Genomic DNA, 25,172 nt, shown 5'->3' on the forward strand with positions numbered 1-25,172 from the left:
GACGGCATGGAAACGCAGATTCTCGCTGTCCTGCTTGGCAAGTCACAGCCCTTTCGGGACGACGAACCCAGCGCAATTGGCAAGCTGCCGGTGACGAAGGCGGTCGCGGTGGGGCCGATGGGCCTCGCCGGCGACGAGCAGGCCGACCGGACAGTCCACGGCGGCATCGACAAGGCGATCCACCATTATCCCGCCGATCATTATGACTGGTGGCGCGGGTATCTGGGCGATGCGCCGCTGCTCGATGCGCCCGGCGCGTTCGGGGAGAATATCTCGACCTCGGGCCTCGACGAGACGAACGTCTTCCTCGGCGACCGCTTTCGCCTTGGCACCGCGCTCGTCGAAGTGACGCAGGCGCGCCAGCCGTGCTGGAAACTCGATCATCGGTTTCAGGCGAAGGGCGTGATGGCGCAGGTCGTGAAGACGCGGCGCACCGGCTGGTATTACCGCGTGATCGAGACGGGGCAGGTGCAGGCGGGCGATACGCTCGATCTTGTCGAGCGACCCTATCCCGAATGGTCGCTGGCATCGCTGTTCGCGCTGCTGATCGGCGGCGAGGCGAAGGCGCGCCCGGCGGACCTGCGCGCGCTGTGCGACGTGCCCGTGCTCGCCGAAACATGGAAAGTCCGGCGCGCCAAGCTCGCCGAACAATTCGGCGCCGATTAGGCGGCCATCGCATAGCGTTTCGGCGGCAGTCCGACATGGCGCGCAAAGGCGGTGCTGAACGCGCTCGCCGACCCATAGCCGACGCGTTCGGCAATTTCGGCGAGCCCGCCCGCCTTGCGGCGGAGCAGATCTTTGGCGAGGCTCATGCGCCAGCCTTGCAGATATTCCATCGGCGGCACCCCGACGGTGCGCGCGAACCGGTCGAAGAAAGCCGAGCGCGACAGCGCCGCCTCCTTCGCGAGTTCGGCGACGGTCCATGGATGCGCGGGTGCGCCATGAATCTGCCGGATCGCCGCCGCGAGCCGCGGATCGCCTAAGCCGCGCAGCAGCCCCGGCGGTGCGTCGTCCCCCTCGATCGAACGCAGCGCCTCGACGATCAGCACCTCGACGAGGCGTGAGAGGATGAGGTCGCAGCCCGGCCGTTCGGCGCCCGCTTCCTCGCGCACCAGCCGGACGAGCGTCACGAGCCGCTCGGCACCGCGCAGGTGGATCAGTGCGGGAAGCTGCGACACGAGAAGATTTGTATCGGGCGACCCGAAGATAAAATAGCCGCCGAGCATCTGCACATCGGCGGCGCCGTCCTGCCGGCCGTGGCGTACCTCTCCGGCCAGATCGGCCGCGGCGTGCGGATCGAGGAAGACGGGCTCGGCGGGCTCGAAGCCCGACATGGTGAACCCCGGCGTTGCGGGCAGCAGGACGAAATCACCCGCCTCGAGTGTCACCGCCTCTGCGCCGTCGACCGCGAGTCGGCAACGTCCCTCGATGATCGTGCAAAAGCCCGGATGCCCGAAATCGCCATAACGTACCGCCCAGCCGCCGGCGCCGCTGATCCCCTTGGCAAAAACGGTGCGCGGGCGGAGCAGCGCGATGAGGTCGGACAAGGGATCGAGCATGACTGGACTATCAATAATTAATATCGGATTTTGGATTATAGATAGTCCGAACGGCTTTGGCTAGACGCATTCCACCAACTTCAACAAGGAACGCATCCATGAAAACCATCCTGATCACCGGCTGCTCGTCGGGCTATGGCCTTGAGACTGCCCGCCATTTTCATGCGCAGGGCTGGAATGTCATCGCCACGATGCGCAAGCCGCGCCGCGAGATTTTTCCGGCGTCGGAGCGACTGCGCGTCCTCGCGCTCGACGTCACCGACGCCGACAGCATCGCGCTGGCACTCGAACTCGCGGGTCCGATCGACATACTCGTCAACAATGCGGGCATCGGCCTGTTCGGCGCGCTCGAACATTCGCCGATACAGAAGATCCGCGACATCTATGCGACCAACACGCTCGGCACGATTGCGATGACGCAGGCGGTGATCCCGCAGTTTCGCGAACGCGGCGAAGGGACGATCGTCAACGTGACCTCGTCGGCGACGCTCGCTTCTTTCCCGCTCGCCGCCGCCTATACCGGCAGCAAGACCGCGATTCAGGGCTTCACCCGTTCGCTCGCCCACGAACTGCTGCCGCTCGGCATCGCGGTGAAGCTGGTCGAGCCCGGCTATGGTCCGACGACCGCCTTTGCGCAGAACACCGAGATCCGCCTCGAAGATGTCCTGCCCGAACCTTATTGGTCCTATGCCGAACCGATTCTTGCCGCGATGGCCGAGCCTGTGCTGTTCACGACCGAAGCCGATGTTGCCAAGGCGGTGTGGCAGGCGGTGCACGATCAGAGCGGACAGCCGCATTTCCCGGCGGGTGCCGACGCGCTGGCGCTGGTCGCTGTGTAAACCCCATCTCGTCATTCCCGCGAAAGCGGGAATGACGAAGGATCAATTCCGCTTCGCTTCCAGCCAGGCGGCGAGGCGCGTCACATCATCGTCGGTGAAATGCAGCCCCAGCTTGCTCCGCCGCCACAGGATGTCGTCGGTGGTGCGCGCCCATTCGTGCGTCGTCATCCACTCGACCTCGGCGGCGCTCAGCCCGTGCGCGATCTCGCCGCCCAACGCGTCCCAATCCTCGGCCTTGCCAAGCCACGCGCGGGCGTCGGTGCCATAGGCGCTGACGATGCGGTCGACCGTTGCGGCAGGCAGGAAAGGGTGAGCAAGCTTATATTCGGCCCGGAGCGCCGCGGCGCCATGGGTCGGGAAATCGCCGCCGGGAAGCGGGGCCTTCGCGGTCCAGTGCTTGCCCTTCAGCGCCGGGATATGATCGACCAGTTCATCGACCGCGGCCTCGGCAACATGGCGATAGCTGGTGATCTTGCCGCCATAGATGGTGAGCAGGGGCGCGCCTTCGGCCATGTCGAGGTCGATGCGATATCCGCGTGTCGCCGCCTCGGGGCGCCCCGATCCGTCCTCGATCAACGGCCGTACGCCCGAATAGGTCCAGACGACATCGGCGGGGGTGATGGGGGTTCGGAAATAAAGGCTCGCGCCTTCGCAGAGATAGGCGATTTCCTCGTCGCTCGCCTTGGCCTCGCTCGCCGGTCCGCCGTGATCCTGATCGGTCGTTCCGATCAGCGTGAAATCGCGCTCATAGGGAATGGCGAAGAAAATGCGCCCGTCGGGAAGCTGGAAGAAATAGGCATAGTCGTGCTCGAACAGCCTGCGCACGACGATATGCGACCCGCGCACCAGCCGCATCGCGCAATCCGATTCGGCGTCGGCGCGGCGCAGCAGGTCGAGCACCGACGGCCCCGCGGCATTCACGACGCTGCGGCCGGTGAAGCGATATTGGTGCCCCTGATCGTCGCTCGCGTCGACAACCCACATCCCGTCTTCGCAGCGCAGCATGTCGGCGCGCGTCCGCGTGCGCACCCTTGCGCCATGATCGGCGGCATCGCGCGCATTGAGCGCGACGAGCCGCGCATCATCGACCCAGCCGTCCGAATATTCGAAGCCATGGACATATTGCGGTTGCAGCGGGCCGCCCGCGACGTGGTGGCGCAGGTCGATCGAGCGCGTTGCGGGCAGCTTCTTGCGGCCGCCGATATGGTCGTAGAGAAAGAGGCCGAGCCGCAGCAGCCAGCGCGGGCGCAGCCCCGGGCGGTGCGGCAGGACGAAGCGCAGCGGGCGGATGATGTGCGGCGCGATGCCCCATAATATTTCGCGCTCTTTCAGGGCTTCGCGGACCAGGCGGAATTCATAATGTTCGAGGTAGCGCAGCCCGCCGTGGATCAGCTTGGTCGATTTCGACGATGTGCCTTGCCCCAGGTCGTCTGCCTCGAGCAGCAGCACGCGGGCGCCGCGCCCGGCGGCATCGCGCGCGACGCCGGCGCCATTGACGCCGCCGCCGACGACGATGACATCATAGGGGAGGGCAGTATCGGGCATCGGGCATCCCTATGGCAGCGTTGTCGGATTTGCCAAGAGGCGACATCGTATGCGGCTTACGTATGCGCGTTGCATTCGCGGGTCGCATCCTCCAGTTCTTTGCATGTTATCCAAGGGGACGGTTGTGAGCGTGAAAGTCGAAACATTGGTGCTGTTCGGCGCGACGGGCGACCTCGCGCAGCGCATGCTCTTTCCCTCGCTCTACAATCTTCACCTCGACGGACTGCTCGCCGATGCGCTGACGATCATCGGATCGGGGCGCTCGAAAATGGACCGCGCGGCGTTCCAGCAGCAGGTTCGGGCGGCGCTGGGCGAGCATCTGCCCGCCGACCGCATCGAAGAGGGGGGCGTCGCGGCCTTTCTCGATCGCATCGATTATTGCGCGATCGATGCCGGGGCGGGCACCGGTTATGTCGAACTGGCAACCTTGCTCGGCGACCGGATGCAGCGGCCGATCGGCGTCTATCTCTCGACCCCTCCGTCGATGTTCGGCCCGATCGCGCAGGGGCTCGCCGCCGCGAACATCGCATGCGCCGATTGCCGTATCGCAATGGAAAAGCCGATCGGTCACGACCTGGCCTCGTCGCGCGAGGTCAATGCGCAGGTCGGCGACGCCTTTGCCGAAGACCGGGTGTTCCGCATCGATCATTATCTCGGCAAGGAAACGGTGCAGAACCTGCTCGCGCTGCGCTTTGCCAATATGCTGTTCGAGCCTTTGTGGAACGCGCAGGCGATCGATCATGTCCAGATCACCGTCGCCGAGACGGTCGGGCTCGAGGGCCGCGTCTCTTATTATGACGGCGTCGGCGCGCTGAAGGACATGGTGCAGAACCATATGCTCCAGTTGCTCGCGATCATCGCGATGGAGCCGCCCGCGAGCGTGTCGTCGACCGCGGTGCGCGACGAGAAGGTCAAGCTGCTGCGGTCCTTGCGCAAGATGAGCGCCGAGGATGTGAAATCGCACAGCGTGAAGGGGCAATATAGCAGCGGCGCAGTCAATGGCGGCGCGGTCGCGGGCTATGCCGACGAACTCGGCCAGCCATCGAACACCGAAACCTTTGTCGCGATCAAGGCCTATATCGACAATTGGCGCTGGAAGGGCGTGCCCTTTTACCTGCGCACCGGCAAACGCATGCCCGAGCGCAAGTCCGAAGTGCTGATCCAGTTCAAGCCGGTGCCGCACAACATCTTTGCGCGCGTCGGCGCAGGCAAGCTGGACGCGAATGCGATGATCATCAACCTGCAGCCTGAGGAGAATATCCGGGTCAAGGTGATGGCGAAGCAGCCGGGTCTCGACCGCGACGGCGTGAAGCTCAAGGAAGTGACGATGGACGTCTCGCTCTCGCACAGCTTTGCCGGGGAGCGGCGGCGGATCGCTTACGAACGGCTGCTGCTCGATTTCATCGAGGGCGACCAGACGCTTTTCGTGCGCCGCGACGAGGTCGAGGCGCAGTGGCAGTGGATCGATTCGATCCGCGATGCCTGGGCTGCGGTCGACATGGCGCCGCAGAATTACACCGCGGGCAGCTGGGGGCCGAGCTCGTCGATCGCGCTGATCGAACGCGACGGGGCGAGCTGGCATGACTGATCTGAACCCCGTAATTGCGAAGGTCACCGACCGCATTATCGTGCGCAGCCGGCCACGCCGCGCGGCTTACCTCGACCTGATGGACCGCCAGCGCGAGGCGGGCACCAATCGTGGCAACCTGTCGTGCGGCAACCTCGCGCACGGGTTTGCCGCCTCGGGTGAGGACAAGCCCGTGATCCGGTCCGGCGCCGAGATGAATATCGGCATCGTCACCAGCTATAACGACATGCTCTCGGCGCATCAGCCGTACGGCCGCTATCCTGAACAGATCAAATTGTTCGCGCGCGAGGTCGGCGCGACGGCGCAGGTCGCGGGCGGCGTTCCCGCGATGTGCGACGGGGTGACGCAGGGGCAGGCGGGCATGGACCTGTCGCTGTTCAGCCGCGACAATATCGCGCAGGGCACGGTGATCGCGCTCAGCCACGCGATGTTCGAGAGCGCGCTGCTCCTCGGCATCTGCGACAAGATCGTCCCCGGCCTGTTGATCGGCGCGCTGCGCTTCGGGCATCTGCCGCAAATTCTGATCCCCGCCGGGCCGATGCCCTCGGGCCTTGCCAACAAGGAAAAGCAGCGCGTCCGCCAGCTCTATGCCGAGGGCAAGGCGACCCGCGACGAACTGCTCGAGGCCGAAGCGGCAAGCTATCATGGCGCGGGCACCTGCACATTCTACGGCACCGCCAATTCGAACCAGATGATGATGGAGCTGATGGGGCTGCATATTCCCGGCAGCGCCTTCACCAATCCCGGCACCAAGCTGCGTCAGGAACTGACGCGCGCGGCGACGCACCGCGTCGCTGAAATCGGCTGGAGCGGCGAGGATTATCGCCCGCTGGCGCGCTGCGTCGACGAGAAAGCGATCGTCAACGCCGCGATCGGCCTGCTCGCGACGGGCGGGTCGACCAACCATGCGATCCATCTGCCCGCCATCGCCCGCGCCGCGGGGATTATCATCGACTGGCAGGATTTCGACGAGCTGAGCCACGCCGTGCCGTTGCTCGCGCGCGTCTATCCGAACGGCGCAGGCGACGTGAACAATTTCCATGCCGCGGGCGGCATCGGCTATGTCGTGCGCGAATTGCTCGATGCCGGATTGCTCCACGGCGATGTGTTGACCGTCGGCGGCACGATGGCCGATTATGCGTCGGAACCGGCGCTCATCGACGACAAACTCCAATGGCAGCCCGCCCCCGCGACAAGCCGCGACGATATGATGCTGCGCCCGGTCGCGGCACCCTTCTCGCCCGACGGCGGGATGCGGCTGCTCGCGGGCAATCTCGGCCGTGCGATCATCAAGACGAGCGCAGTGGCCGAAGATCGCTGGACGATCGAGGCGCCGTGCCGGATCTTCGACACGCAGGATGCGGTGCTGGCGGCGTTCAAGGCGGGCGAACTCGAACGCGATGTGGTCGTCGTCGTGCGGTTCCAGGGGCCGCGCGCAAACGGCATGCCCGAGCTTCACAAGCTCACCCCCGCGCTCGGCGTCTTGCAGGATCGTGGTTTTCGCGTTGCCTTGCTCACCGACGGCCGCATGTCGGGCGCGAGCGGCAAGGTGCCCGCGGTGATCCATCTGTCGCCCGAAGCCTTGCCCGGCACCGACGGCATCAGCGGCCCGCTCGCTTTCCTCACCGACGGCGATATCGTCCGCATCTGCGCACGCCAGGGCGAGGTGCTCGCGCTTGTCGATCCCGATATATGGGCTGCGCGCAGCCCCGTTGTCGCGCCGCCGCCTGCGGTCGGCGTTGGCCGCGAGTTGTTCGCTCTGTTCCGCCATCATGCCGACGAAGCCGAAAAGGGCGGGTCGGCCGTTCTTGCTGCCATGGAGTCCGTCATTTGAGCCAGTCCATCGACCAGATCATGCGCCTCGCGCCCGTCATCCCGGTGATCGTCATCGACCGGGTCGAGGATGCGGTGCCGATGGCCGAGGCGCTCGTCGCGGGAGGGCTGACGGTGCTCGAAGTCACCCTGCGCACCCCCGCCGCGCTCGACGCGATCACCGCGATGAAAGCGGTGAAGGGCGCGATTGTCGGCGCGGGCACCGTGCTCGACCCAGCCATGCTCAAGAATGCCATCGCGGCGGGCGCCGAATTCATCGTTTCGCCGGGACTCACCGACCATCTCGGCAAAGCGGCGGTCGCGAGCGGCGTCCCCTTCCTCCCCGGCACCGCCAATGCCGGCGACATCATGCGTGGCATGGACCTTGGCCTCGACCGCTTCAAATTCTTCCCCGCGGCGACCAGCGGCGGCATTCCGGCGCTGAAGGCGCTCGCTGGCCCGTTCGGTCAGGCGCGTTTCTGCCCCACGGGCGGCATCAGCCTCGCGACCGCACCCGAATGGCTTGCACTCGAGGCCGTGCTCTGCGTCGGCGGCAGCTGGGTCGTCCCCTCGGGCCCGCTCGATCCGTCGAAAATCGAAGCGCTGGCGCGCGAGGCTGCTGCACTTTCACGCCATTGATTAACCCTATTTTACCTGTCACTGTGCAGGGATAAAGCGGCATACAAGCCGTTGGTGGGGAGACAGGCGTGCCGAGACCGCAGCCGCATTTGGATGAAGTTCTGGCGTCGGAGCCGGGGTCGCATATCGCCGCGCTGTTCGATTTCGATGGCACGATCATCTCGGGCTACTCCGCCACCGCGATCCTGCGCGAGAAATTCCAGCGCCGCGAAATGTCGATGGAAGAGATTGCCGAGACCGCGCAGGTCATTGCGCAGCACAGCCTTGGCACGATCGGCTTTTCGGGCCTGATGTCGGGCGCCGCCAAATTCATGAAGGGGGTCGACGAGGAAAGCTTCATCGCGTTCGGCGAAGAACTCTACAAAAAGCATATCGCGCGCAAAATCTATCCCGAAACCCGCGCGATCATCGAAGCGCATCAGGCAAAGGGGCACCGCGTCGCGATCATTTCGTCGGCGACGATCTATCAGATCGAACCGACCGCGCGCGACCTTGGCATCGACGATATCAAATGCTCGGCTTATGAAATCGAGGATGGCGTCTTCACCGGCGACATCATCCGTCCGCTCTGTTTCGGCGAGGGCAAGGTGCTTGCCGCCGAGGAACTCGCCGCCGAATATGGTCTCGATCTCGATCAGAGCTTTTTCTATTCGGACAGCGACGACGACATCGAACTGCTCGAACGCGTCGGCAAGCCGCGCCCGCTCAACCCCAATTTGAAACTGAAGGCGATCGCCGAGGAAAATGGCTGGCCGGTGCAGCGTTTCGGCAGCCGCGGGACGCCGTCGTGGGTCGATTATACCCGCACCATCTATGCCACCGGCTCGCTCGTCGGCGCCTTTGCCGCGGGCCTGCCGATCTGGGCGCTGACGCGCTCGCAACGCGAGGCCGCCAATTTCTCGATCGGGCTGTTCGGCGATTTCGCGACCGCGATCACCGGGGTCGAGCTGGAGGTCGAGGACGAGAAACATCTCTGGTCGTCGCGCCCGTGCGTCTTCATCTTCAACCACCAGAGCAAGGCCGATGTGATGATCCTCGCCAAGCTCATCCGCCGCGACATGGGCGGGGTGGGCAAGAAAGAGATCAAGAATATCCCCATCCTCGGCAAGCTGATGGAATGGGGCGGCACCGTCTTCGTCGATCGCGCCGACGGCAAGAGCGCGATCAAGGCGATGGAGCCGCTGGTCGACGCGATCAAGATCGAGGGCAAGTCGATCTGCATCTCGCCCGAAGGCACGCGCAGCCTGACGCCCAAGCTCGAACCGTTCAAGAAGGGCGCATTTCATCTCGCGATGCAGGCGGGGGTGCCGATCGTCCCGATCGTGATTCACAATGCGACCGACGTCGCGCCGAAGAATGAGTTTGTGATGCGCCCCGCGACGGTGCGCGTCACCGTGCTGCCGCCGGTCGACACGTCGAAATGGAGGGCGCGGACGATGGGCAATCATGTCCGCGACGTCCGCAACATGTTCCTGCGCACGCTGGGCCAGCCCGAGGAGAGCGTCGCGGAATCGGTGGCTAAGGAGCCCGCGCCCGAAGCGGCGCCCGAGGCCAAAGCCGAAAAGGCGAAGCCCAAGAAGGCGACAGCGAAGAAGCCCGCCGTGAAGAAAAAGGCCCCTGCCAAAAAGCCAGCGACCGGCAAGGGAAGGGCTGCCTAAGCGGTGGCGGACGGAACGCCCCGCACCCCGATCGTGACGGAGGACGCGGCCGACCGGCTCTATATCATCGACGCGCGTAATCGGGTCGAGCGGAAGCTCTTGCTCGACTGGGTCCACGCCACCGCTGGCGACAACGATCCCCAATGGGCCAGCCTTGCGATCGAGGATGACGATCACGCCCTCCCGCTCGAAACACTCCGCGCGCGGCTCGAAGGGGCGCCCTCGCGGCAGGTCCTGCCGCTCCGTGTCGCCTGGCGCATCCCGGGGTTCGAGCGCGACCGCGCGCTCAAATTCCGCCACATCATCTTTGGTGATCCACGCCACCCCGGCCCGCTCCGCTCGCGGCTGATCCTGCTCCGCGACCGTCGCCGCGCGCAGATTTTGGTGGGTGAGGCCGCGACGCTCGATGCGCTCCGCGACCGTTTCTGCCAACAGACCGGCGGCGGCGACGGCGAGGGAACCGACAGCCCCGAATTCGCGGGCTTTGTCGCGCGGCAGGCGGGACTCGCGCTCGATGTCGCCGAACGCGGCATCCGCGGCACCCGCTACAAGGTGCCGCGCTTCGTCGCCGACGGCCTGCGCACCAGCCCGAAATTCCGCGCCGCGCTCGCCGAGCTGTCCGAGACGACAGGGCGCCCGGTTGTAGAGCTGTTCCGCGAAGCGCGGCCGCTGATGAAGGAAGTGATCGCGCGGCCCTCGGCGCTCTTCCTCGACCTGCGCGCCCGGCTCGACCGCATGATGTTCGGCGGCTACGCGCCGGAGATGGAGGTCGATGCCGTCGAACTCGCGAAGCTCCGCTCGATCCTGCGCGAGCATCCGACCGCGATCCTGTTCACCCACAAAACCTATATCGACGGCGCGACGCCCAGCCGACTGACGTATGAAAAAGACATGCCGATGCTGCACAGCTTTGGCGGCGCCAACCTTGATTTCGCGGTGATGGGTGAATTTTTCCGTCGCTCGGGGATGATCTTCATCCGCCGCAGCTTCCAGGACCAGCCGGTCTATAAGCTGGTGCTGCGCCATTACATCGCGTGGCTGCTCGCCAAGCGCTTTCCGCTAAGCTGGGCGTTCGAGGGCACACGGTCGCGGCTCGGCAAGCTGATGCCGCCCAAATATGGTCTGATGAAATATGTCCTCGACGCCGCGCATGCGACGGGGACGCGCGATGTGCATTTTGTCCCCTTCGTCACCAGCTTCGACCTGATCCGCGACGTCGAGGAATATGCCGCCGAACAGACGGGGCGGAACAAGAAGCCCGAAAGCCTGTCGTGGTTCCTCGGCTATATGAAGAGCCTGAAGGAACCCTCTGGCCGCATCCGGCTCGACATCGGCAACCCGGTGGTGATCGACGAAGCTCCCGGCCCCGACGACAAGCGCGCGCTCGAAAAGATCGCCTTCGCCGTCGCGGTCGAGGCGAACCGGGTCACACCGCTCACCGTCACCTCGGTGATGTGCCTGATCCTGCTCGGCATGGCGCCGCGGGGGGCGACGTCTGCCGAACTGCTCGGCGCAATCGGCGCGGTGACCGACTGGGCGCGTGCCCGCGATATCCGCCTCAGCAGCGAACTCGAAAGCGGCGATGACGTCGCGCTGTCGGCCACGGTCGACACGCTCGTCGAGAGCGGCCTGCTCACCCGCTACGAAGCGGGCAGCGAAAATGTCTATTCGATCGACCCCGCCAAACATCCGATGGCGAGCTATTATCGCAATATCATCGCGCATCATTTCCTCGACCGCGCGATGATCGAGCTTGCGCTGTTCGAGCTGCGCGACGCCGACAGCGGCGATGCGACCGCCGCCTTCTGGGCCAAGATCGATCGGCTGCGTGACCTGTTCAAATTCGAATTCTTCTATCCGCCGCGCGATGAGCATCGCGCGGCACTCGAAGCCGAGCTTGCCCGCATCGATCCCGTCTGGGACCGCCGTCTGGCGAGCGGCGACCGCGGCCTCGCGCAATTGCTCCGCCGATGCCAGCCGGTCGTCGGCCATGCGATCCTGCTTCCGTTCGCCGAGGCCTATTCGGTCGTCGCCGACCTGCTCGCGCGGGCGAAGCCGGGCGATGCGGTGGACGAAAAAACATTGCTCGACGCGGCACTTACCGAAGGCAAGCAGGCCTATCTGCTCCGCCGGATCAGCAGCGAGGCGGCGATTGGCAAATTGCTCTTCGCCAACGGCTTGTCGCTGATGCGGCACATCGGGCTGACCGACGAGGCGACCCCGATGAACCTTGCGGCGCGCCGCGCGCTGCTGATGGAACTGCGCGGCCTTGCCAACGTCATGGAAACGATGCGCCTGTCGACGGTGGCGCTGGCGGATCGATTGCCGTCGCCCGGAGAACAGGTGTGACCTGCCTCGAAGTTTTTGATTTGAACAGGAACTAATATGCTCAAACAGCTCAGCGCGCAGGACGCCCAGTTCCTCTACACCCAGACCGCGAACAATCTGACGCACATCATGGGGGTCTATATTTACGATCCCTCGACCGCGCCCGGCGGCTTCGTGCGGTTCAAGGATATCATCCGCCACGTCGAAAGCCGTGTGCACACTTCGCCCTTGTTCAAGCGCCGCCTCCACCGCCTGCCGTTCGACATGGACCATCCCTATTGGGTCGAGGATGAGCATTTCGATGTCGAGGCGCATATGAGCCATGCGCGCCTGCCCGAACCCGGCGACTGGCGGCAGTTCTGCATCGCGGTCGCGCGCTATTTCTCGAAGCCGATGGATATGAACCGCCCGCTCTGGGACATCTATATCATCGAGGGGCTCGACCGCATTCCGGGCATTCCAAAGGGCAGCTTCGCGATGCTTCACCGCGTCCACCATGCCGCGGTCGACGGGGCGTCGGGCGCGCACGCGTTTATCGCGATGAGCGATATCGACGCGAAGGGCACACCCGCGATTGCCGAGCCGCCGCCGGTCGAAGACCTCGGCAAGGCGCCGTCGAGCACCGAAACGCTGTCGCGGGCCTGGTCGGCCTCGATGCAATCGCCGGTCAAATTCATGAACGCGCTGATGAAAATGTCGCCGGCGATCGTCGCATCGGCGCGCAAGTCGATTGCCGAGGGCGGGATGACTGCCGGGGTTCCTGAAACGCGCTTCAATGTGCCGGTCGGCCCGCACAAGATGTTCGACGCGACGACGGTCGCGCTCGCCGACGTGGCCGAAATCCGCAAAAAGGTGCCGGGTGCGACCGTAAACGATGTCGTGCTGACGACCGTCGGCGGTGCGCTGCGCAAATATCTCGCGAAGCACAAGGAGTTGCCGAAGGACAGCCTCGTCGCGGTTGCGCCGATCAACTTGCGCGGCAAGGAAAAGGGCGCGGGCAAGGCCTCGAAGCCGGGCAATCAGGTCTCGGCGATGAGCGTCCCGATCCGCACCGACATCGCCGACCCGCTCGCGCGGCTCGCGGCGGTGCGCGACTATACGGTCGAGGCAAAGGAAGCGAAGGCGGGGGTCAGCGCGCGCATCATGACCGACCTGTCGCAGCATATTCCGGGTGCGACGATGGCCGCGGTCGCGCGGATCGTCACCAGCGAACGCTTTGCGGTGCGCGGTACCAATCTCTTCATCTCGAACGTGCCGGGCGCGCAGGTGCCGCTCTATCTGGCGGGCGCACAGCTCGTGCAGCAGCACGGCATGGCGCCGCTCGCGAACAATATGGGGCTGTTCGTCGCGACGCCCAGCTATAACGGGCGGATCGCCTTTTCGCTGATTTCCGAACGCGCGGTGATGCCCGACATCGCTTTTTTCCGCGAATGTATCGAGGAAAGTTTCGCCGATCTGATGACGGCGGTGCCGAAGCCCGAAAAGCCCAAAGCCGCTACGGCAACGCCGAAACCCGCGGCAAAGCCCCAGCCGAAACCGAAAGCGGCGGCGAAACCTGCGACGAAGAGCAGGGTGAAACCGGTTGCTAAACCGAACGGAACCCGCAAGAATCCGAAAAAATAGACCATGCTCTCGCAGGATTACCGAATGCTCTTCACCCCGACGCTCAGCGCCGACCGCGATCTTGTGACCGCGCCCGACTATATCGCATGGGCCAGGGCGGCCCGCGAACATGACAAGAAGTCGGGGCTTCAGGCGTGGCGCGATGCCGACGAAAGCAAGCATTTCGACTATAAGGCGATCCGTGCGCGGCTCGAAAAGCTGCGCAAGCTGTCGGCAGCGGGTGACGTCAAGGGGCTGCTTTTCGTGCTCAACGAGGGCATCCACGGCAATATCGACGGCATGGGGCACGAGCGGCTCTATCAAAAGGCGCGCTTCGGCACGAAGGCGCTGATCGAGGATTATGTCGCCGAAGTCGTCGCATCGCTGGACAAGATTGCGACCGCGCGCAGCATCGGGCGCGAGGAAAAGCGCGACTTTTTCCGCCGCGCCCAGCATTGTTACGGCCGCTCGGCGCTGCTGCTTTCGGGTTCGGGCAGCTTCCTGTTCTTCCATATCGGCGTCGTGAAGGCGCTCTGGTCCGAGGGCGTTCTCCCCGCGATCATGTCGGGCGCGAGCGGCGGGTCGATCGTCGCCGCGGTCGTCTGCACGCGCAAGAATGCCGACATCGGCGCCTTCCTCGAAAGCGGTCGCCTCGCCAACCCCAGCCGCAATCCCGATCAAAAACGCCTCGCGCCCGACGAGGTCCGCGAACGCCTCGCCGACCTGATCCCCGACCTGACCTTTCAGGAGGCCTATGAGATCAGCGGCCGTCACCTCAACGTGTCGGTCGCGCCCGCCGAAAAGCATCAGAACGGCCGCCTGCTCAATGCGATCACCGCGCCGAATGTGCTGATCCGCGAAGCCGTGCTGGCATCTTGCGCGGTGCCCGGCGTTTTCCCCCCCGTGATGCTGATGGCGCGCAACGACAAGGGCGAACGTATCCCCTATCAGCCCGACCGGCGCTGGGTCGACGGGTCGGTGACGCACGATATTCCCACCAAGCGGCTCGAGCGGCTGTACGGCGTCAACCATCATATCGTCAGCCAGGCGAACCCGATCGCGCTGCCCTTCGCGACCGACACGCGCAAGCAGATGGCGCCGATCGAGGCGATCCAGCATGCGTCGATGGCGACCTTCAAGGCGTGGCTCAACGCCAATATGGTCATCTTCCAGAAACCGCTGGAGCTGATTCCGCCGCTCAACAGCCTCGCGAACATGGCGCGGTCGGTGATCAACCAGGAATATACCGGCGACATCAACATCATCCGCCCGCCCAAATTCTGGTCGCCGGCCAAGATTCTGTCGGACCTGGCGCAGGACGACATCGACGAGTTGATCGACACGGGGCTGCGCACCGCGTGGCCCAAGGTCGAAATGGTCCGCACCCAGACCGCGATCAGCCGTGCGCTCGAAGCCATTCTGGCCAAGATCGACAAGGCCGGCGACGATGGCCCCGGCCATCGCAGCACCGCGCTCCAAAAGGCTGTTCGCTGAGCATGGCGGCCGGCGCGGTGATCCTTCCTGCCGGTTCCGCCGGCGCCGGGGCCAAACTCCACGTCACCCACTGGCTGCCCGAAGGCCGCCCGCGCGCGGTCGTGCTGCTCGCGCATGGCTATGCCGAACACGCCGGGCGCTATGAATATGTCGCGCAGCGGCTGACCGAGGCGGGTTATGCCATCTATGCCGTCGATCATTGGGGGCACGGCAATTCAGACGGCGAAGGCGGTTTCGTTCCCCGCTTTTCGGCCTTTCTCGACGGGATGAGTGAATTGCTGACGCTCGTCGAGATCAACCATGCCGATACGCCGCGGCTGCTGCTCGGTCACAGCATGGGCGGACTGATCGCGGCGCTGTTCCTTGTCGAGCGCCAGAGCGCCTTTGTCGCGGCCGCGCTCTCGGGCCCCGCGATCCTTCCTGCCGAACCGCCATCGCGCTTCACCGTTTTGATCAGCCGCTTTCTCTCGCGCTTCTTTCCGCGCCTTGGCGTGCTGTCATTGGACTCGAACGGCGTCAGCCGCGATCCCGAGGTCGTCGCTGCCTATCAAGCCGATCCGCTCGTCTATGGCGGCAAGATCGGCGCAAGGCTCGGCAAGGAATTCATGGACGCGATGGCCGTAGCACAGGCCGATGCGCCGAAGATCCACCTTCCGATCCTGATCCAGCATGGCGAAGCCGACCGCCTGACCGCCCCCGCGGGGTCGCGTTATCTGTTCGACAATGTGGCGTCGCAGGACAAGAAGCTCGAAATCTATCCGGGGCTTTTTCACGAAATCTATAACGAGCCCGAACGCGATGCGGTGCTGGGCGACCTGATCGGCTGGTTCGATACGCATGTGAAAGGCAAAGTCGCAGCATGAGAATCCTGCTCATCCTCATCTTTGCGCCGCTGATCGCGCTCGCGCTGATGTATTTCGTCTTCCCCGGTCGCCTCGTCGCGATCGCGCGCGCGCTGCTGCGGCGGCGCGGCGGGATGGTACAGAAAAGCGTCGCCGTCGACGGTCGGATATGGCCTTATCTGGAGGGCGGCGACCCGTCGAAACCGCTGCTTCTGCTCGTCCACGGCTTTGCGGGCGACAAGGATAATTGGTCGATGATCGCGCCGTACCTCACGCGCGAATATCATGTCATCGCCCCCGACCTGCCGGGGTTCGGAGAGAATGAGCGCAATCCCGACCTCGCCTATGACCTGCAGGCGCAGACCGCCCGGTTGAAGGCGTTCGCCGATACATTGGGGCTGCAACGCCCGCATGTCGCGGGCAACAGCATGGGCGGCTGGATCGCGCTGCGCTACGCGATCGATTTTCCCGATGCGCTCGCGACGCTGACGCTGCTCGACAACGCCGGCGTCAACGGCGCCAACGAAAGCGACCTGCAGAAACAGGCGGGGAATGAGGATTATAACCCCCTCATCCTTGCGGGTCTGGAAGATGCCGACCGACTGGTCGCGATGGTCGTGCACAAACCGCCCTACATTCCCGCACGGCTCAAACCTATACTCTATGCCGATGCGCTCAAATATCGCGACCAGCTCGACACGATCTTCTGGGTCATCGCGACCGAGGGCCGCGACCATCCGCTCAACGCCCGGCTGGGCGAGGTGAAGGTGCCGACGCTGATCATCTGGGGCCGCCACGACAAGCTGCTCGACGTGAGCTGCGTTCCGGTGCTCGAAGCCGGCATCGCGGGCAGCGTCTCGCACATCTTTGACCATATCGGCCATGTCCCGATGATCGAGGATCCCAAGGCGACCGCGGCGGTGATGAAGGGCTTTCTTGCCAAGCACTGATTCCGGCGCCACTCTCCCCGGAAAATGGGGGAGAAAAGCATGCGCCTGAAAGTGGGCCTGCTCGGCGGCGGCAGCTGGGGAACGACGGTCGCATCACTGGTGTCGCGCAATGCGCCGATCACGCTGTGGGCGCGCGATGCCGAGACGGTCGACGGCATCAACGCCGACAATGAGAATCGCAAATATCTGCCCGGGATAAAGCTGCCGACCGCGCTGCGCGCCACCGCCGACATGGCCGAGGTCGTCGCGGGCGCCGATGTGCTCGTCATGGGCGTCCCCTCGCACAGTTTCCGCGCCGTGCTCGAGGAAGCGAAAACCCATCTGCGCCCGTGGGTGCCGGTAATCAGCCTGACCAAGGGGCTCGAACTCGCCTCGGGCAAGCGGATGACCGAGCTGATCGAGGAAGTCCTGCCCGGGCACCCCGTCGGCGTGCTCACCGGGCCCAACCTTGCGCGCGAGATCATGACCGGGCAGGCGGCGGCGAGCGTGTTGTCGATGGAGGACGAGATCGTCGTGCGCGCGCTCCAGCCGGTGTTCCACTCGGGGTTGTTCCGCGTCTACACCAACACCGACCTGCTCGGCTGCGAGCTCGGCGGGGTGCTCAAGAATATCATCGCGATCGCGGTCGGCATGGGCGACGGGCTGGGGGCGGGGGACAACACCCGCTCGGCATTGATGACGCGCGGGCTTTCGGAAATCACCCGGCTTGGCGTCGCAATGGGCGGCCGCGCGGAAACCTTTGCCGGGCTGACCGGCATGGGGGACCTGATCGCAACCTGCACCAGCCCGTTGTCGCGCAACCGCCATGTCGGGGTCGAGCTGGGCAAGGGGCGCCCGATCGACGAAATTATCGCGGGCATGAATATGGTTGCCGAGGGCGTGAAGAGCGCGCCGACCGTCATCGCGCTCGCCGAAAAGCACGGCCTCGACATGCCGATCGCGCGCGATGTGTATGACGTGACGCAGGGCAAACGCAGCGCGCAGGACGTGTTTCGCGGCCTGCTCCGCTCGGCCGTCGGCGACGAAGCACACCCCGGCTGATCCATTTTTTCCCGATTCCGCCGCGAGCCGTGCCGAATCTCCGTTCGGCCGGGAAGAAAATCGCCGCGCGCTTCGTTGACTCGCTGACCGGCCCGCGAGCGGGCGGGCAATCAGGAGATGGACGATGAAAAAATGGACCACCCTTGCAATTCTTGTGGCTCTTCCCGCCACGGCCGCTGTGGCCGCCGTTCCTTATGGCTCGCAGCCGCCGGGGTTCGAGGCGCCGCACATTCGTACCAGCCCCATCGCGGGCATCGTCAACCAGCAATGGTATAATTACCGGGCGGACATCCTTGAGGCCGAGAAGGAGCTGACCAGCGACCTTCGCCATTCGACCGACCGCGAAGACCGCTGGGATGCGTGGGACGAATGGGAGAATGAGGTGGTCGACGCCGACAAGGATTATGTGAAGGAAATGCGCAAGAAGGGCTATCGCAGCGGCCGCGTGACGGTCGGCGGATAATCCTGTCGAGTTCCCCGGAGCCTTGCTCTGGGTCGCAGGAAAGGGTGGGTGTCATGGGCACCCGCCCTTTCTTTTTTCAGGACGCGGCCTCCGCCAGCAGCGCCTGCGCTTCCTTGCCCTGCCAGTCGATCGCGCCGACGACGCGCCAGATTTCGCGGCCGTCGGCGTCATAGTAAATGCTCGTCGGCAGCGCGCTGTTTGCCGCGTCGAGCAGACCGTTTTTCGGATCGATATAGGGTTGCAGTGCTTTCAGCCCCGCCTTTTGGAACCATGGATCGACAATTTCGGCGCCCTGCAAATCCTGCGCCACCGCGATCACCGTCATCCGCTTGCCACTTTTTGCCGCGAGCGCATCGAGCGTCGGCATTTCGGCGACGCACGGCGCGCACCATGTCGCCCACAGATTGACGAGCAGCGGGCGCCCGCGAAAATCCGCCAGCGTCACCGGCGTGTCGTCGGGGCCGCGAAAGGCCGCCGTCGGAGCCGCGTTGCCTTTGTGGCTGCGGTCGATCATATATTCGAACTGCCCGACGCCCTGCGCTTGGCCCGCCGAAATATTTGCTTGGCCCGCTGCCGCTTGCCCGCCCGACTGCTTTTCCCTATCGCAGCCCGCGATTGATCCGGCCAGAAGCACGGCGAGGATAGCAAGATATGGGTTTGGGACGCGGCGGATGACGAAATCTCCGGACAGCAACAGCATGTGGGGCGGCCGCTTCGGTGGCGGACCTGCGGCGATCATGCAAGAGATTAACGCATCGATCCCGGTCGACAAGCGCTTGTGGGAAGAAGATATCGCAGCGAGCCGCGCGCACGCCGCGATGCTCGGCGCGACGGGCATCATCGGCGCCGACGATGCGGTGGTGATCGACCGCGGCCTTGCCCAGATTGCCGACGAATTCGCCGCGACCGGCGTTCCGGTCGATCTGTCGCTCGAAGACATTCATATGACCGTCGAATCGCGGTTGAAGGACCTCGTCGGCGAGGCGGCCGGACGCCTCCACACCGCGCGTTCGCGCAACGATCAGGTCGCAACCGATTTCCGCCTGTGGACGCGGACCGCGTGCGAACGCATCGATGCCGGGCTCGCGGCAATTCAGGCCGCGTTGCTCGCGCGCGCCGAGGAGCATGCCGACAGCATCATGCCCGGCTTCACCCACTTGCAAGTCGCGCAGCCGGTCACGCTCGGCCATCATCTGCTCGCCTATGTCGAGATGTTCGGCCGCGACCGTTCGCGCTTTGCCGACGCCCGCCGCCGCCTGAATGAATCGCCGCTCGGCGCCGCCGCGCTTGCCGGCACCGGCTTCCCCGTCGACCGCCACGCGACCGCCGCCGCGCTCGGTTTCGACCGGCCGATGGCGAACAGCATCGACGCCGTCTCCGATCGCGACTTCGCGCTCGAATTCTGCGCGTCGGCCTCCATCGCCGCGATCCACCTGTCGCGGATCGCCGAAGAAATTGTGATCTGGGCCAGCCAGCCCTTCGGCTTCATCAGCCTGCCCGACGCCTGGTCGACCGGCAGCTCGATCATGCCGCAAAAGCGCAACCCCGACGCCGCCGAACTGGTGCGCGGGCGCGCGGGCCTGTTGCTCGGCGCGTTCCAGCGGCTCGCGGTGATCGTGAAGGGATTGCCGCTCACCTATTCGAAGGATCTGCAGGACGACAAGGAAACCGTCTTCGGCGCCTTTGACGCGCTCGCGCTGTCGCTCGCGGCTATGACGGGCATGATCGAAACGCTGACCTTTCGCACCGACCGCATGCGCGCGCTCGCCGCGTCGGGTTATTCGACCGCGACCGACCTTGCCGACTGGCTGGTGCGCGAGGCCGGGCTGCCGTTCCGCGAGGCGCATCATGTCGTCGGATCTTGCGTAAAGCGCGCCGAAGAACTGGGTGTCGAACTGTCGGCCTTGCCCGAGGGCGATGCCGCGGCGATCCACCCAGCCGTTACAGCGGATGTCCTGGCCGCGCTCACCGTCGAGGCATCGGTTGCGAGCCGCGTGAGCTATGGCGGCACGGCGCCCGAACGGGTAAGGCAGGCTATTGCTGCGGCCCGCGCCGCGCTGGAAGGAACGATTTGATGGCGACGAAGCGCCTCATCATGATGACGCTCGCTGCAACCGCGCTGCTCGGCGCGTGCGGCAGCAAGGAAGATCTGAAGCCCGTTGCAGGCCAGCCTGCACCGGTGATTCCTGTCGGCGCGACTCGCGCCCCGACCACGGAGGAGCTTACGACGCCTGACGCGCAGGCCCGGCCCGCGCGCAGCGACGAACTTCTCAAACGGTCCGAACAGCGTGAACCCGACGATTTTGACTTGCCGCCTCCGGGCTGAGCTTCAGGACTTACCAATGAATCATTTTGAACTTCGTGACGGCGTGATGCACGTCGAAGACATCCCCTTGCCGCGCATTGCCGAAGAAATCGGCACGCCCGTTTACGTCTATTCGCGCGCGACGCTCGAACGCCACGCCCAAGCGTTTCGCGACGGGCTGAAGGATGTGCCCAGGAAGCACATCGCTTTCGCGATCAAGTGCAACCCGAACCTCGGCGTGCTCCGCGTCCTCGCGCGGCAGGGCTATGGCGCCGACGTCGTATCGGGCGGCGAACTCGAACGCGCGCTGGCCGCGGGCATGGCGGCGGAGGACATCGTCTTTTCGGGCGTCGGCAAGACGCGCGCCGAACTGGCCCAGGGCCTCGACCGCGGTATCGGCCAGTTCAATATCGAGCATGAGCCCGAGGGGATCGCGCTGTCGGAGATTGCGCTCGCCAAGGAAATGACCGCGCCGGCGGTGTTGCGCGTCAATCCCGACGTCGATGCGGGCACGCATGCCAAGATTTCGACAGGCAAGGCGGATAACAAGTTTGGCGTCGGCATCGACACCGCGCCCGAGATTTTCGGGCGTCTGTCGGCGCTGCCGGGGCTCAACATGCGCGGCATCGCGGTCCATATCGGCAGCCAGCTGACCAGCCTCGATCCGCTGGAAGCCGCCTTCGAACGCGTCGGCCGCCTTGTCGCCGACCTGCGCGCCGCGGGGCACAGCATCACGCATGTCGATCTCGGTGGCGGCCTCGGCGTCCCGTACAAGGCCGATGACAATCCGCCCAGCCCCGCCGAATATGGCGCGATGGTTGCGCGCGTGACGAAGGACTGGGACGTCACCTTGATGTTCGAACCCGGCCGCGTCATCGCGGGCAACACCGGGGTTCTTCTGACCGAAGTCCTTTGGGTCAAGCCCGGTGCGACCAACCCGTTCGTGATCGTCGACGCGGCGATGAACGACCTCGCGCGACCGGCGCTCTACGACGCCTATCACGACTTTGTCGCGGTCAAGCCGAATGGCGCCACGATGACCGCGTCGATCGTCGGCCCGGTGTGCGAGACGGGCGATACCTTCGCGCGCGACCGTGTCACCGACCATGTCGAGGCGGGCGATCTCGCGGTCTTCCGCACCGCCGGCGCCTATGGCGCGACGATGGCGTCGACCTATAACAGCCGCAGCCTCGTTCCCGAGGTGCTTGTCGACGGCGATCGTTATGCCATCGTCGCCGACCGTATCACTGCGGGCACGATCATGGCCGCCGAGCGCGTCCCCGACTGGATCGACTGATGGAACAACTGCCCCTCTTCCTCAACCTGCGCGGCCGGACGGTCGTGCTGGTCGGGGCGGGGGAGGCAGCCGATGCCAAGGCGCGGCTGATCGCGCGCGCGGGCGGGCGGATCGTGCCCGAATGGGAAGAGGGTTGCATGATCGCTTTCGTCGCGCTCGCCGACGAAGGCGAGGCGCGCGCCGCGGCGGCTGCGCTCCGCGCGCGCGGCCTGCTCGTCAACGTCGTCGACCGCCCCGATCTTTGCGATTTCACCACCCCCGCGATCGTCGACCGCGCACCGGTGACGATCGCCATCGGCACCGGCGGCGCGTCGGCCGGGTTGGCCAAAGCGGTGCGCCAGCGTATCGAAACCTTGCTTCCCGCACGCCTCGGCACGCTCGCCGCTGCGCTCCTCGCGGCGCGCGAGGCGATGAAGGCGCGCTGGCCCGCTGCCGCCGACCGCCGCCGCGCAATCGATGCCGCGCTCGCCAGCGGCGGTGCGCTCGATCCGCTCGACGGCGAGGCGGCGGACAAGGTCGGCGCGTGGCTGGCGAGCGATATAGTCATGCAACCCACGCGCATCGAAACCATCCGCCTGACCGGCGCGGACCCCGACGACCTCACACTGCGCGCCGCGCGGCTGCTGGGTGAGGCCGACCATATTTTCCACACCGCCGACGTGCCCGCCCAAATCCTCGACCGCGCCCGTGCCGATGCGGTGCGGCATGTCTCCGCCACCCCGCCGGCCATATTGCCGGCCGGATTGTCGCTTTGGCTTGATCTGTAACCGGGCCGGCTACCGTCGGCCGAAAAGAGGCATTCCGGCGGTTCTAACGCCGGTCGGTCAATGCCAGGGAGAGGTGCGGACGGCCCAATAGACGGTGGTGAGCAGCCCGGCCCACAGCAGCAGAATGAACGCCATGCCGGCGCGGCTCGACGGGCGCTCGCTGGCGGTTTCGGCGGCGGTGTGAAGCTCCGCCCACAGCGGCGCCGGGATCAGCCGCCGTACGGCCAACAGGCCGAGCGGCACGATGACGAGATCGTCGATCCAGCCGAGGACGGGAATGAAATCGGGGATCAGGTCGATCGGCGACAACGCATAGGCCGCGACCGCGATGGCGAGGAACCGCGCGAGCATCGGAACGCGCGGATCGCGCGCCGCGAGCCATGCGGCGTGCGCCTCGACCGCGAGGCGGTGGCCGAGGTCGCCGATATGTTCGGAAAGGGATTTGCCGGTCATCATTTGATCCTTACTGTCCTCGCATGGCTATCCAACTGAAAAGCGCGCGTGTCGAACGCTGGCCGGTCGCGGGATCGTTCGTCATCAGCCGCGGAGCAAAGACGCATGTCGATGTCGTCGTCGCCGAAGTCGAGAGCGACGGCGAGACCGGGCGCGGCGAAGGCACGCCCATCTATTATATGGGCGAGGATGCGGCGGGATGCCGTGACCAGTTGCTGCTCGCGGCCGCGCATATCGCCGAGCTGACCGCTGCGGATGCACGCGCCGCGGTACAGGAGTTGATGGCGCCGGGCGCGGCCCGGAATGCGCTCGATTGTGCGCTGTGGGATCTCGAGGCGCGGCAGCGCGGTATGCGCCTTTGGCAACTTGCGGGCTGCGACGGTGCGCCCACCTCGCGCGTGACCGCGTTTACGATCTCGCTTGGCACGCCCGGTGCGATGGCCGAGCAGGCGGCAACCGCCGCGGCCGATGGCTATCGACTGCTCAAGCTGAAGCTGACCGGCGACGGCGACCGGCTGCGCGTCGCCGCGGTGCGAAAGGGCGCGCCCGAGGCGCGGCTGATCGTCGATGCCAACGAGAGCTGGCGCGACATCGATATTTTGAGCGAGGCCGAGGCGCTGGCCGACATGGGTGTCGAAATGATCGAGCAGCCGGTGCCGGTGGGTGCCGACGCTTTGCTCGATCCGATCTATGCGCCCATTCCTTTCGTCGCCGACGAAAGCTGCCAGACGGCGGCTGACGTTGCGCGGATCGGCGCCTTTTACGACGGGGTGAACATCAAGCTCGACAAGGCCGGGGGATTGACCGAGGCGCTGCGGATTGCCGATGCGGCCGATGCCGCGGGACTGGCGATCATGGTCGGGTGCATGTTGTCGACAAGCCTGGCGATCGCGCCTGCGTTCGTCCTCGCGCAGCGTGCGCGCTGGGTCGACCTCGACGGCCCCGCGCTTCTGGCGCGGGACCGTGATGGCGGGTTCGAGTTTCGCGAGGGACGGATCGGGCCGCCGGTGGGGTAGTCCGGTATATTCGTTCGCTCGACACGAACGGACGAGTGAGCGCTAAAGCGCCACTTCGGCGTGCTGGCCGAGTTCGCCTTCCTTCATCGTCATCCCGGTCGCCATTTTGAACAGGCCTTTGATGCTGGCATCTGCGGTCCAGATTTCGGCATTGTCGAGATCGAAGCGCAGCAGGACGAGTTTGGGATCATCCTTGCCGCCTTCATACCAGGCCGCGATGCTGTTGTTCCACAATTTGTCGAGTACAGCGCGGTCGCTTTCATGCACCAGCGTGCCCGAAATACAGGCGAACAGGTCGTGCCCTTTCGACGCGAATTGCGCCATCGCGGGGCCGCCGCCCGACAGCCGGTTGTCGGTTGCGGTAAAGAACCAGAAGGCGCTGTTGGCATCCTTGTCGAGCTGCGCGTTCATCGGGATATGATGCTCGCGCTCGCCGGTTGCGCCGACCATGACATAGGGGCTGTCGGCCAGGGCTTTCCAGAACTGCTTCTTGATGTCGTCGCTCATGGGGAGGCTCCTTTGATGCGGTGATAATCAACCAACGCACCAATAGGCGGCATGTTGCCCGGTTCAGCGCAGCCGTGCCTCGGCATAGCTGACGACCTCATATTCTATGCCATCGGGGTCGAAGAAATAGAAACGCCGGCCCGGTTCGTAATCGCCATGATTGAACGGGGTCAGGCCGACGGCTTTGACGCGCATTTCGATCGTGTCGAGATCTTCGACCTGTATCCCGACATGGTTGAGCGGGGCACCCTTTGGATATTGCGCGTCGGCGTGCTGGCCGTCGGGGCCGGTGTAGAGCGCGATATAGGCGGCGTCGCTGCCGAGGTGGATCGTGCGCCCGCCGTCGCGAGCCGGACCGCGCCAGCGTTCGTGCCAGCCAAAGATCGCCGAGAGGATTCCGGCGGTGCGGTCGGGATCGCTGACCGTCAGATTTACATGCTCGATGAAAGGATGCGTCACTTCATTCT

The 25,172-nt window shown here is 65.2% G+C and carries 24 protein-coding genes; 18 read left to right on the forward strand and 6 right to left on the reverse strand.

Going from position 1 to position 25,172, the window contains the following annotated elements; translation table 11 throughout:
* Nucleotides 1–6: 6 nt before the first annotated feature.
* Nucleotides 7–666 carry an MOSC domain-containing protein gene (locus AC3A43_RS13950; RefSeq protein ID WP_487793158.1) on the forward strand — a complete coding sequence of 220 codons (660 nt, stop codon included), beginning with the start codon at nucleotides 7–9 and terminating at the stop codon, nucleotides 664–666.
* Here AC3A43_RS13950 and AC3A43_RS13955 read toward each other — a convergent pair.
* Nucleotides 663–1,559: an AraC family transcriptional regulator gene (locus AC3A43_RS13955; RefSeq protein ID WP_487793159.1), complete on the reverse strand. Its 897-nt coding sequence runs from the start codon at nucleotides 1,557–1,559 to the stop codon at nucleotides 663–665. The genes AC3A43_RS13950 and AC3A43_RS13955 overlap by 4 nt on opposite strands.
* 98 nt (nucleotides 1,560–1,657) lie before the next feature.
* Here AC3A43_RS13955 and AC3A43_RS13960 point away from each other — a divergent pair, with 98 nt between their 5' ends.
* The gene (locus AC3A43_RS13960; RefSeq protein WP_487793160.1) at nucleotides 1,658–2,398 is read left to right on the forward strand and encodes an SDR family oxidoreductase; all 741 of its coding nucleotides are present in this window, start codon (nucleotides 1,658–1,660) and stop codon (nucleotides 2,396–2,398) included.
* Nucleotides 2,399–2,440: 42 nt separating this feature from the next.
* Here AC3A43_RS13960 and glpD read toward each other — a convergent pair whose 3' ends face one another.
* Nucleotides 2,441–3,943, reverse strand: a complete 1,503-nt coding sequence (gene glpD, locus AC3A43_RS13965) for a glycerol-3-phosphate dehydrogenase (protein WP_487793161.1) — start codon at nucleotides 3,941–3,943, stop codon at nucleotides 2,441–2,443.
* Between the two features lie 103 nt (nucleotides 3,944–4,046).
* Here glpD and zwf point away from each other — a divergent pair, with 103 nt between their 5' ends.
* The 11 genes from zwf to AC3A43_RS14020 all read left to right on the forward strand — a co-directional run bounded on the left by zwf (nucleotide 4,047) and on the right by AC3A43_RS14020 (nucleotide 18,360).
* Nucleotides 4,047–5,531 carry a glucose-6-phosphate dehydrogenase gene (gene zwf / locus AC3A43_RS13970; RefSeq protein ID WP_487793162.1) on the forward strand — a complete coding sequence of 495 codons (1,485 nt, stop codon included), beginning with the start codon at nucleotides 4,047–4,049 and terminating at the stop codon, nucleotides 5,529–5,531.
* Complete coding sequence (gene edd, locus AC3A43_RS13975; RefSeq protein ID WP_487793163.1) at nucleotides 5,524–7,365, forward strand: phosphogluconate dehydratase; 1,842 nt, start codon at nucleotides 5,524–5,526, stop codon at nucleotides 7,363–7,365. Before zwf ends, edd begins: the two co-directional genes overlap by 8 nt.
* Nucleotides 7,362–7,982, forward strand: coding sequence for a bifunctional 4-hydroxy-2-oxoglutarate aldolase/2-dehydro-3-deoxy-phosphogluconate aldolase (gene eda / locus AC3A43_RS13980; protein ID WP_487793164.1), 621 nt, complete (start codon nucleotides 7,362–7,364; stop codon nucleotides 7,980–7,982). Before edd ends, eda begins: the two co-directional genes overlap by 4 nt.
* Before the next feature lie 68 nt (nucleotides 7,983–8,050).
* Nucleotides 8,051–9,640 carry an HAD-IB family hydrolase gene (locus tag AC3A43_RS13985; RefSeq protein WP_487793165.1) on the forward strand — a complete coding sequence of 530 codons (1,590 nt, stop codon included), beginning with the start codon at nucleotides 8,051–8,053 and terminating at the stop codon, nucleotides 9,638–9,640.
* A gap of 3 nt (nucleotides 9,641–9,643) precedes the next feature.
* Nucleotides 9,644–11,989, forward strand: coding sequence for a glycerol-3-phosphate 1-O-acyltransferase (locus AC3A43_RS13990; RefSeq protein WP_487793166.1), 2,346 nt, complete (start codon nucleotides 9,644–9,646; stop codon nucleotides 11,987–11,989).
* 36 nt (nucleotides 11,990–12,025) lie between these two features.
* Nucleotides 12,026–13,591, forward strand: a complete 1,566-nt coding sequence (locus AC3A43_RS13995) for a wax ester/triacylglycerol synthase family O-acyltransferase (RefSeq protein WP_487793167.1) — start codon at nucleotides 12,026–12,028, stop codon at nucleotides 13,589–13,591.
* 24 nt (nucleotides 13,592–13,615) lie between these two features.
* Nucleotides 13,616–15,064, forward strand: a complete 1,449-nt coding sequence (locus AC3A43_RS14000; RefSeq protein WP_487793168.1) for a DUF3336 domain-containing protein — start codon at nucleotides 13,616–13,618, stop codon at nucleotides 15,062–15,064.
* A gap of 2 nt (nucleotides 15,065–15,066) precedes the next feature.
* On the forward strand, nucleotides 15,067–15,927 hold the full coding sequence (locus AC3A43_RS14005) for a lysophospholipase (protein ID WP_487793169.1): 861 nt from the start codon (nucleotides 15,067–15,069) through the stop codon (nucleotides 15,925–15,927).
* A complete protein-coding gene (locus AC3A43_RS14010; protein WP_487793170.1) occupies nucleotides 15,924–16,856 on the forward strand; it encodes an alpha/beta fold hydrolase in 933 nt (310 codons plus the stop codon). Before AC3A43_RS14005 ends, AC3A43_RS14010 begins: the two co-directional genes overlap by 4 nt.
* Nucleotides 16,857–16,895: 39 nt before the next feature.
* Complete coding sequence (locus AC3A43_RS14015; RefSeq protein ID WP_487793171.1) at nucleotides 16,896–17,897, forward strand: NAD(P)H-dependent glycerol-3-phosphate dehydrogenase; 1,002 nt, start codon at nucleotides 16,896–16,898, stop codon at nucleotides 17,895–17,897.
* A gap of 124 nt (nucleotides 17,898–18,021) precedes the next feature.
* Nucleotides 18,022–18,360 carry a hypothetical protein gene (locus tag AC3A43_RS14020; RefSeq protein WP_487793172.1) on the forward strand — a complete coding sequence of 113 codons (339 nt, stop codon included), beginning with the start codon at nucleotides 18,022–18,024 and terminating at the stop codon, nucleotides 18,358–18,360.
* A 76-nt stretch (nucleotides 18,361–18,436) separates the two neighbouring features.
* Here the strand turns inward: AC3A43_RS14020 and AC3A43_RS14025 are convergent, their stop codons facing one another.
* Nucleotides 18,437–19,060 carry a TlpA family protein disulfide reductase gene (locus AC3A43_RS14025; RefSeq protein ID WP_487793173.1) on the reverse strand — a complete coding sequence of 208 codons (624 nt, stop codon included), beginning with the start codon at nucleotides 19,058–19,060 and terminating at the stop codon, nucleotides 18,437–18,439.
* Here AC3A43_RS14025 and argH point away from each other — a divergent pair.
* From argH to AC3A43_RS14045, 4 genes are read left to right on the forward strand one after another with little or no spacing between them, the layout of a single operon-like run.
* The gene (gene argH, locus AC3A43_RS14030) at nucleotides 19,059–20,435 is read left to right on the forward strand and encodes an argininosuccinate lyase (RefSeq protein ID WP_487793766.1); all 1,377 of its coding nucleotides are present in this window, start codon (nucleotides 19,059–19,061) and stop codon (nucleotides 20,433–20,435) included. The two genes, AC3A43_RS14025 and argH, sit on opposite strands and share 2 nt — an antisense overlap.
* A complete protein-coding gene (locus AC3A43_RS14035; protein ID WP_487793174.1) occupies nucleotides 20,435–20,686 on the forward strand; it encodes a hypothetical protein in 252 nt (83 codons plus the stop codon). The genes argH and AC3A43_RS14035 overlap by 1 nt, the downstream gene beginning before the upstream one ends.
* Nucleotides 20,687–20,702: 16 nt before the next feature.
* Nucleotides 20,703–21,962, forward strand: a complete 1,260-nt coding sequence (gene lysA, locus AC3A43_RS14040; RefSeq protein ID WP_487793175.1) for a diaminopimelate decarboxylase — start codon at nucleotides 20,703–20,705, stop codon at nucleotides 21,960–21,962.
* Nucleotides 21,962–22,729 (forward strand): precorrin-2 dehydrogenase/sirohydrochlorin ferrochelatase family protein, encoded by a 768-nt coding sequence (locus tag AC3A43_RS14045; RefSeq protein ID WP_487793176.1) that lies wholly within the window; start codon nucleotides 21,962–21,964, stop codon nucleotides 22,727–22,729. The genes lysA and AC3A43_RS14045 overlap by 1 nt, the downstream gene beginning before the upstream one ends.
* 57 nt (nucleotides 22,730–22,786) lie before the next feature.
* On the opposite strand, the gene AC3A43_RS14050 is transcribed toward AC3A43_RS14045, so the two are convergent.
* Nucleotides 22,787–23,182, reverse strand: a complete 396-nt coding sequence (locus AC3A43_RS14050; protein ID WP_487793177.1) for a YkvA family protein — start codon at nucleotides 23,180–23,182, stop codon at nucleotides 22,787–22,789.
* A gap of 23 nt (nucleotides 23,183–23,205) precedes the next feature.
* Between AC3A43_RS14050 and AC3A43_RS14055 the strand changes: the two genes are divergently transcribed.
* On the forward strand, nucleotides 23,206–24,198 hold the full coding sequence (locus AC3A43_RS14055) for a dipeptide epimerase (RefSeq protein WP_487793178.1): 993 nt from the start codon (nucleotides 23,206–23,208) through the stop codon (nucleotides 24,196–24,198).
* 42 nt (nucleotides 24,199–24,240) lie between these two features.
* Here AC3A43_RS14055 and AC3A43_RS14060 read toward each other — a convergent pair whose 3' ends face one another.
* Nucleotides 24,241–24,705, reverse strand: coding sequence for a pyridoxamine 5'-phosphate oxidase family protein (locus tag AC3A43_RS14060; RefSeq protein WP_487793179.1), 465 nt, complete (start codon nucleotides 24,703–24,705; stop codon nucleotides 24,241–24,243).
* 63 nt (nucleotides 24,706–24,768) lie between these two features.
* Entirely contained in the window at nucleotides 24,769–25,164 is a 396-nt protein-coding gene (locus AC3A43_RS14065; protein ID WP_487793180.1) for a VOC family protein, read from the reverse strand.
* Between the last annotated feature and the right edge of the window lie 8 nt (nucleotides 25,165–25,172).

This window comes from Sphingopyxis sp. Soil_C_28 (assembly GCF_057657055.1).

Excerpts from the sequence above, each read along its gene's own strand:
- AC3A43_RS14060 (WP_487793179.1), bottom strand. The coding sequence starts at position 24,705 with ATGAGCGACGACATCAAGAAGCAGTTCTGGAAAGCCCTGGCCGACAGC.
- AC3A43_RS14020 (WP_487793172.1), top strand. The coding sequence starts at position 18,022 with ATGAAAAAATGGACCACCCTTGCAATTCTTGTGGCTCTTCCCGCCACG.
- AC3A43_RS14015 (WP_487793171.1), top strand. The coding sequence starts at position 16,896 with ATGCGCCTGAAAGTGGGCCTGCTCGGCGGCGGCAGCTGGGGAACGACG.
- edd (WP_487793163.1), top strand. The coding sequence starts at position 5,524 with ATGACTGATCTGAACCCCGTAATTGCGAAGGTCACCGACCGCATTATC.
- AC3A43_RS14055 (WP_487793178.1), top strand. The coding sequence starts at position 23,206 with ATGGCTATCCAACTGAAAAGCGCGCGTGTCGAACGCTGGCCGGTCGCG.
- glpD (WP_487793161.1), bottom strand. The coding sequence starts at position 3,943 with ATGCCCGATACTGCCCTCCCCTATGATGTCATCGTCGTCGGCGGCGGC.
- AC3A43_RS13955 (WP_487793159.1), bottom strand. The coding sequence starts at position 1,559 with ATGCTCGATCCCTTGTCCGACCTCATCGCGCTGCTCCGCCCGCGCACC.
- AC3A43_RS14005 (WP_487793169.1), top strand. The coding sequence starts at position 15,067 with ATGGCGGCCGGCGCGGTGATCCTTCCTGCCGGTTCCGCCGGCGCCGGG.
- AC3A43_RS14045 (WP_487793176.1), top strand. The coding sequence starts at position 21,962 with ATGGAACAACTGCCCCTCTTCCTCAACCTGCGCGGCCGGACGGTCGTG.
- AC3A43_RS14025 (WP_487793173.1), bottom strand. The coding sequence starts at position 19,060 with ATGCTGTTGCTGTCCGGAGATTTCGTCATCCGCCGCGTCCCAAACCCA.
- AC3A43_RS13950 (WP_487793158.1), top strand. The coding sequence starts at position 7 with ATGGAAACGCAGATTCTCGCTGTCCTGCTTGGCAAGTCACAGCCCTTT.
- AC3A43_RS14050 (WP_487793177.1), bottom strand. The coding sequence starts at position 23,182 with ATGACCGGCAAATCCCTTTCCGAACATATCGGCGACCTCGGCCACCGC.
- AC3A43_RS14010 (WP_487793170.1), top strand. The coding sequence starts at position 15,924 with ATGAGAATCCTGCTCATCCTCATCTTTGCGCCGCTGATCGCGCTCGCG.
- zwf (WP_487793162.1), top strand. The coding sequence starts at position 4,047 with ATGTTATCCAAGGGGACGGTTGTGAGCGTGAAAGTCGAAACATTGGTG.
- argH (WP_487793766.1), top strand. The coding sequence starts at position 19,059 with ATGTGGGGCGGCCGCTTCGGTGGCGGACCTGCGGCGATCATGCAAGAG.
- lysA (WP_487793175.1), top strand. The coding sequence starts at position 20,703 with ATGAATCATTTTGAACTTCGTGACGGCGTGATGCACGTCGAAGACATC.
- AC3A43_RS13995 (WP_487793167.1), top strand. The coding sequence starts at position 12,026 with ATGCTCAAACAGCTCAGCGCGCAGGACGCCCAGTTCCTCTACACCCAG.
- AC3A43_RS13960 (WP_487793160.1), top strand. The coding sequence starts at position 1,658 with ATGAAAACCATCCTGATCACCGGCTGCTCGTCGGGCTATGGCCTTGAG.
- AC3A43_RS14035 (WP_487793174.1), top strand. The coding sequence starts at position 20,435 with ATGGCGACGAAGCGCCTCATCATGATGACGCTCGCTGCAACCGCGCTG.
- AC3A43_RS14000 (WP_487793168.1), top strand. The coding sequence starts at position 13,616 with ATGCTCTTCACCCCGACGCTCAGCGCCGACCGCGATCTTGTGACCGCG.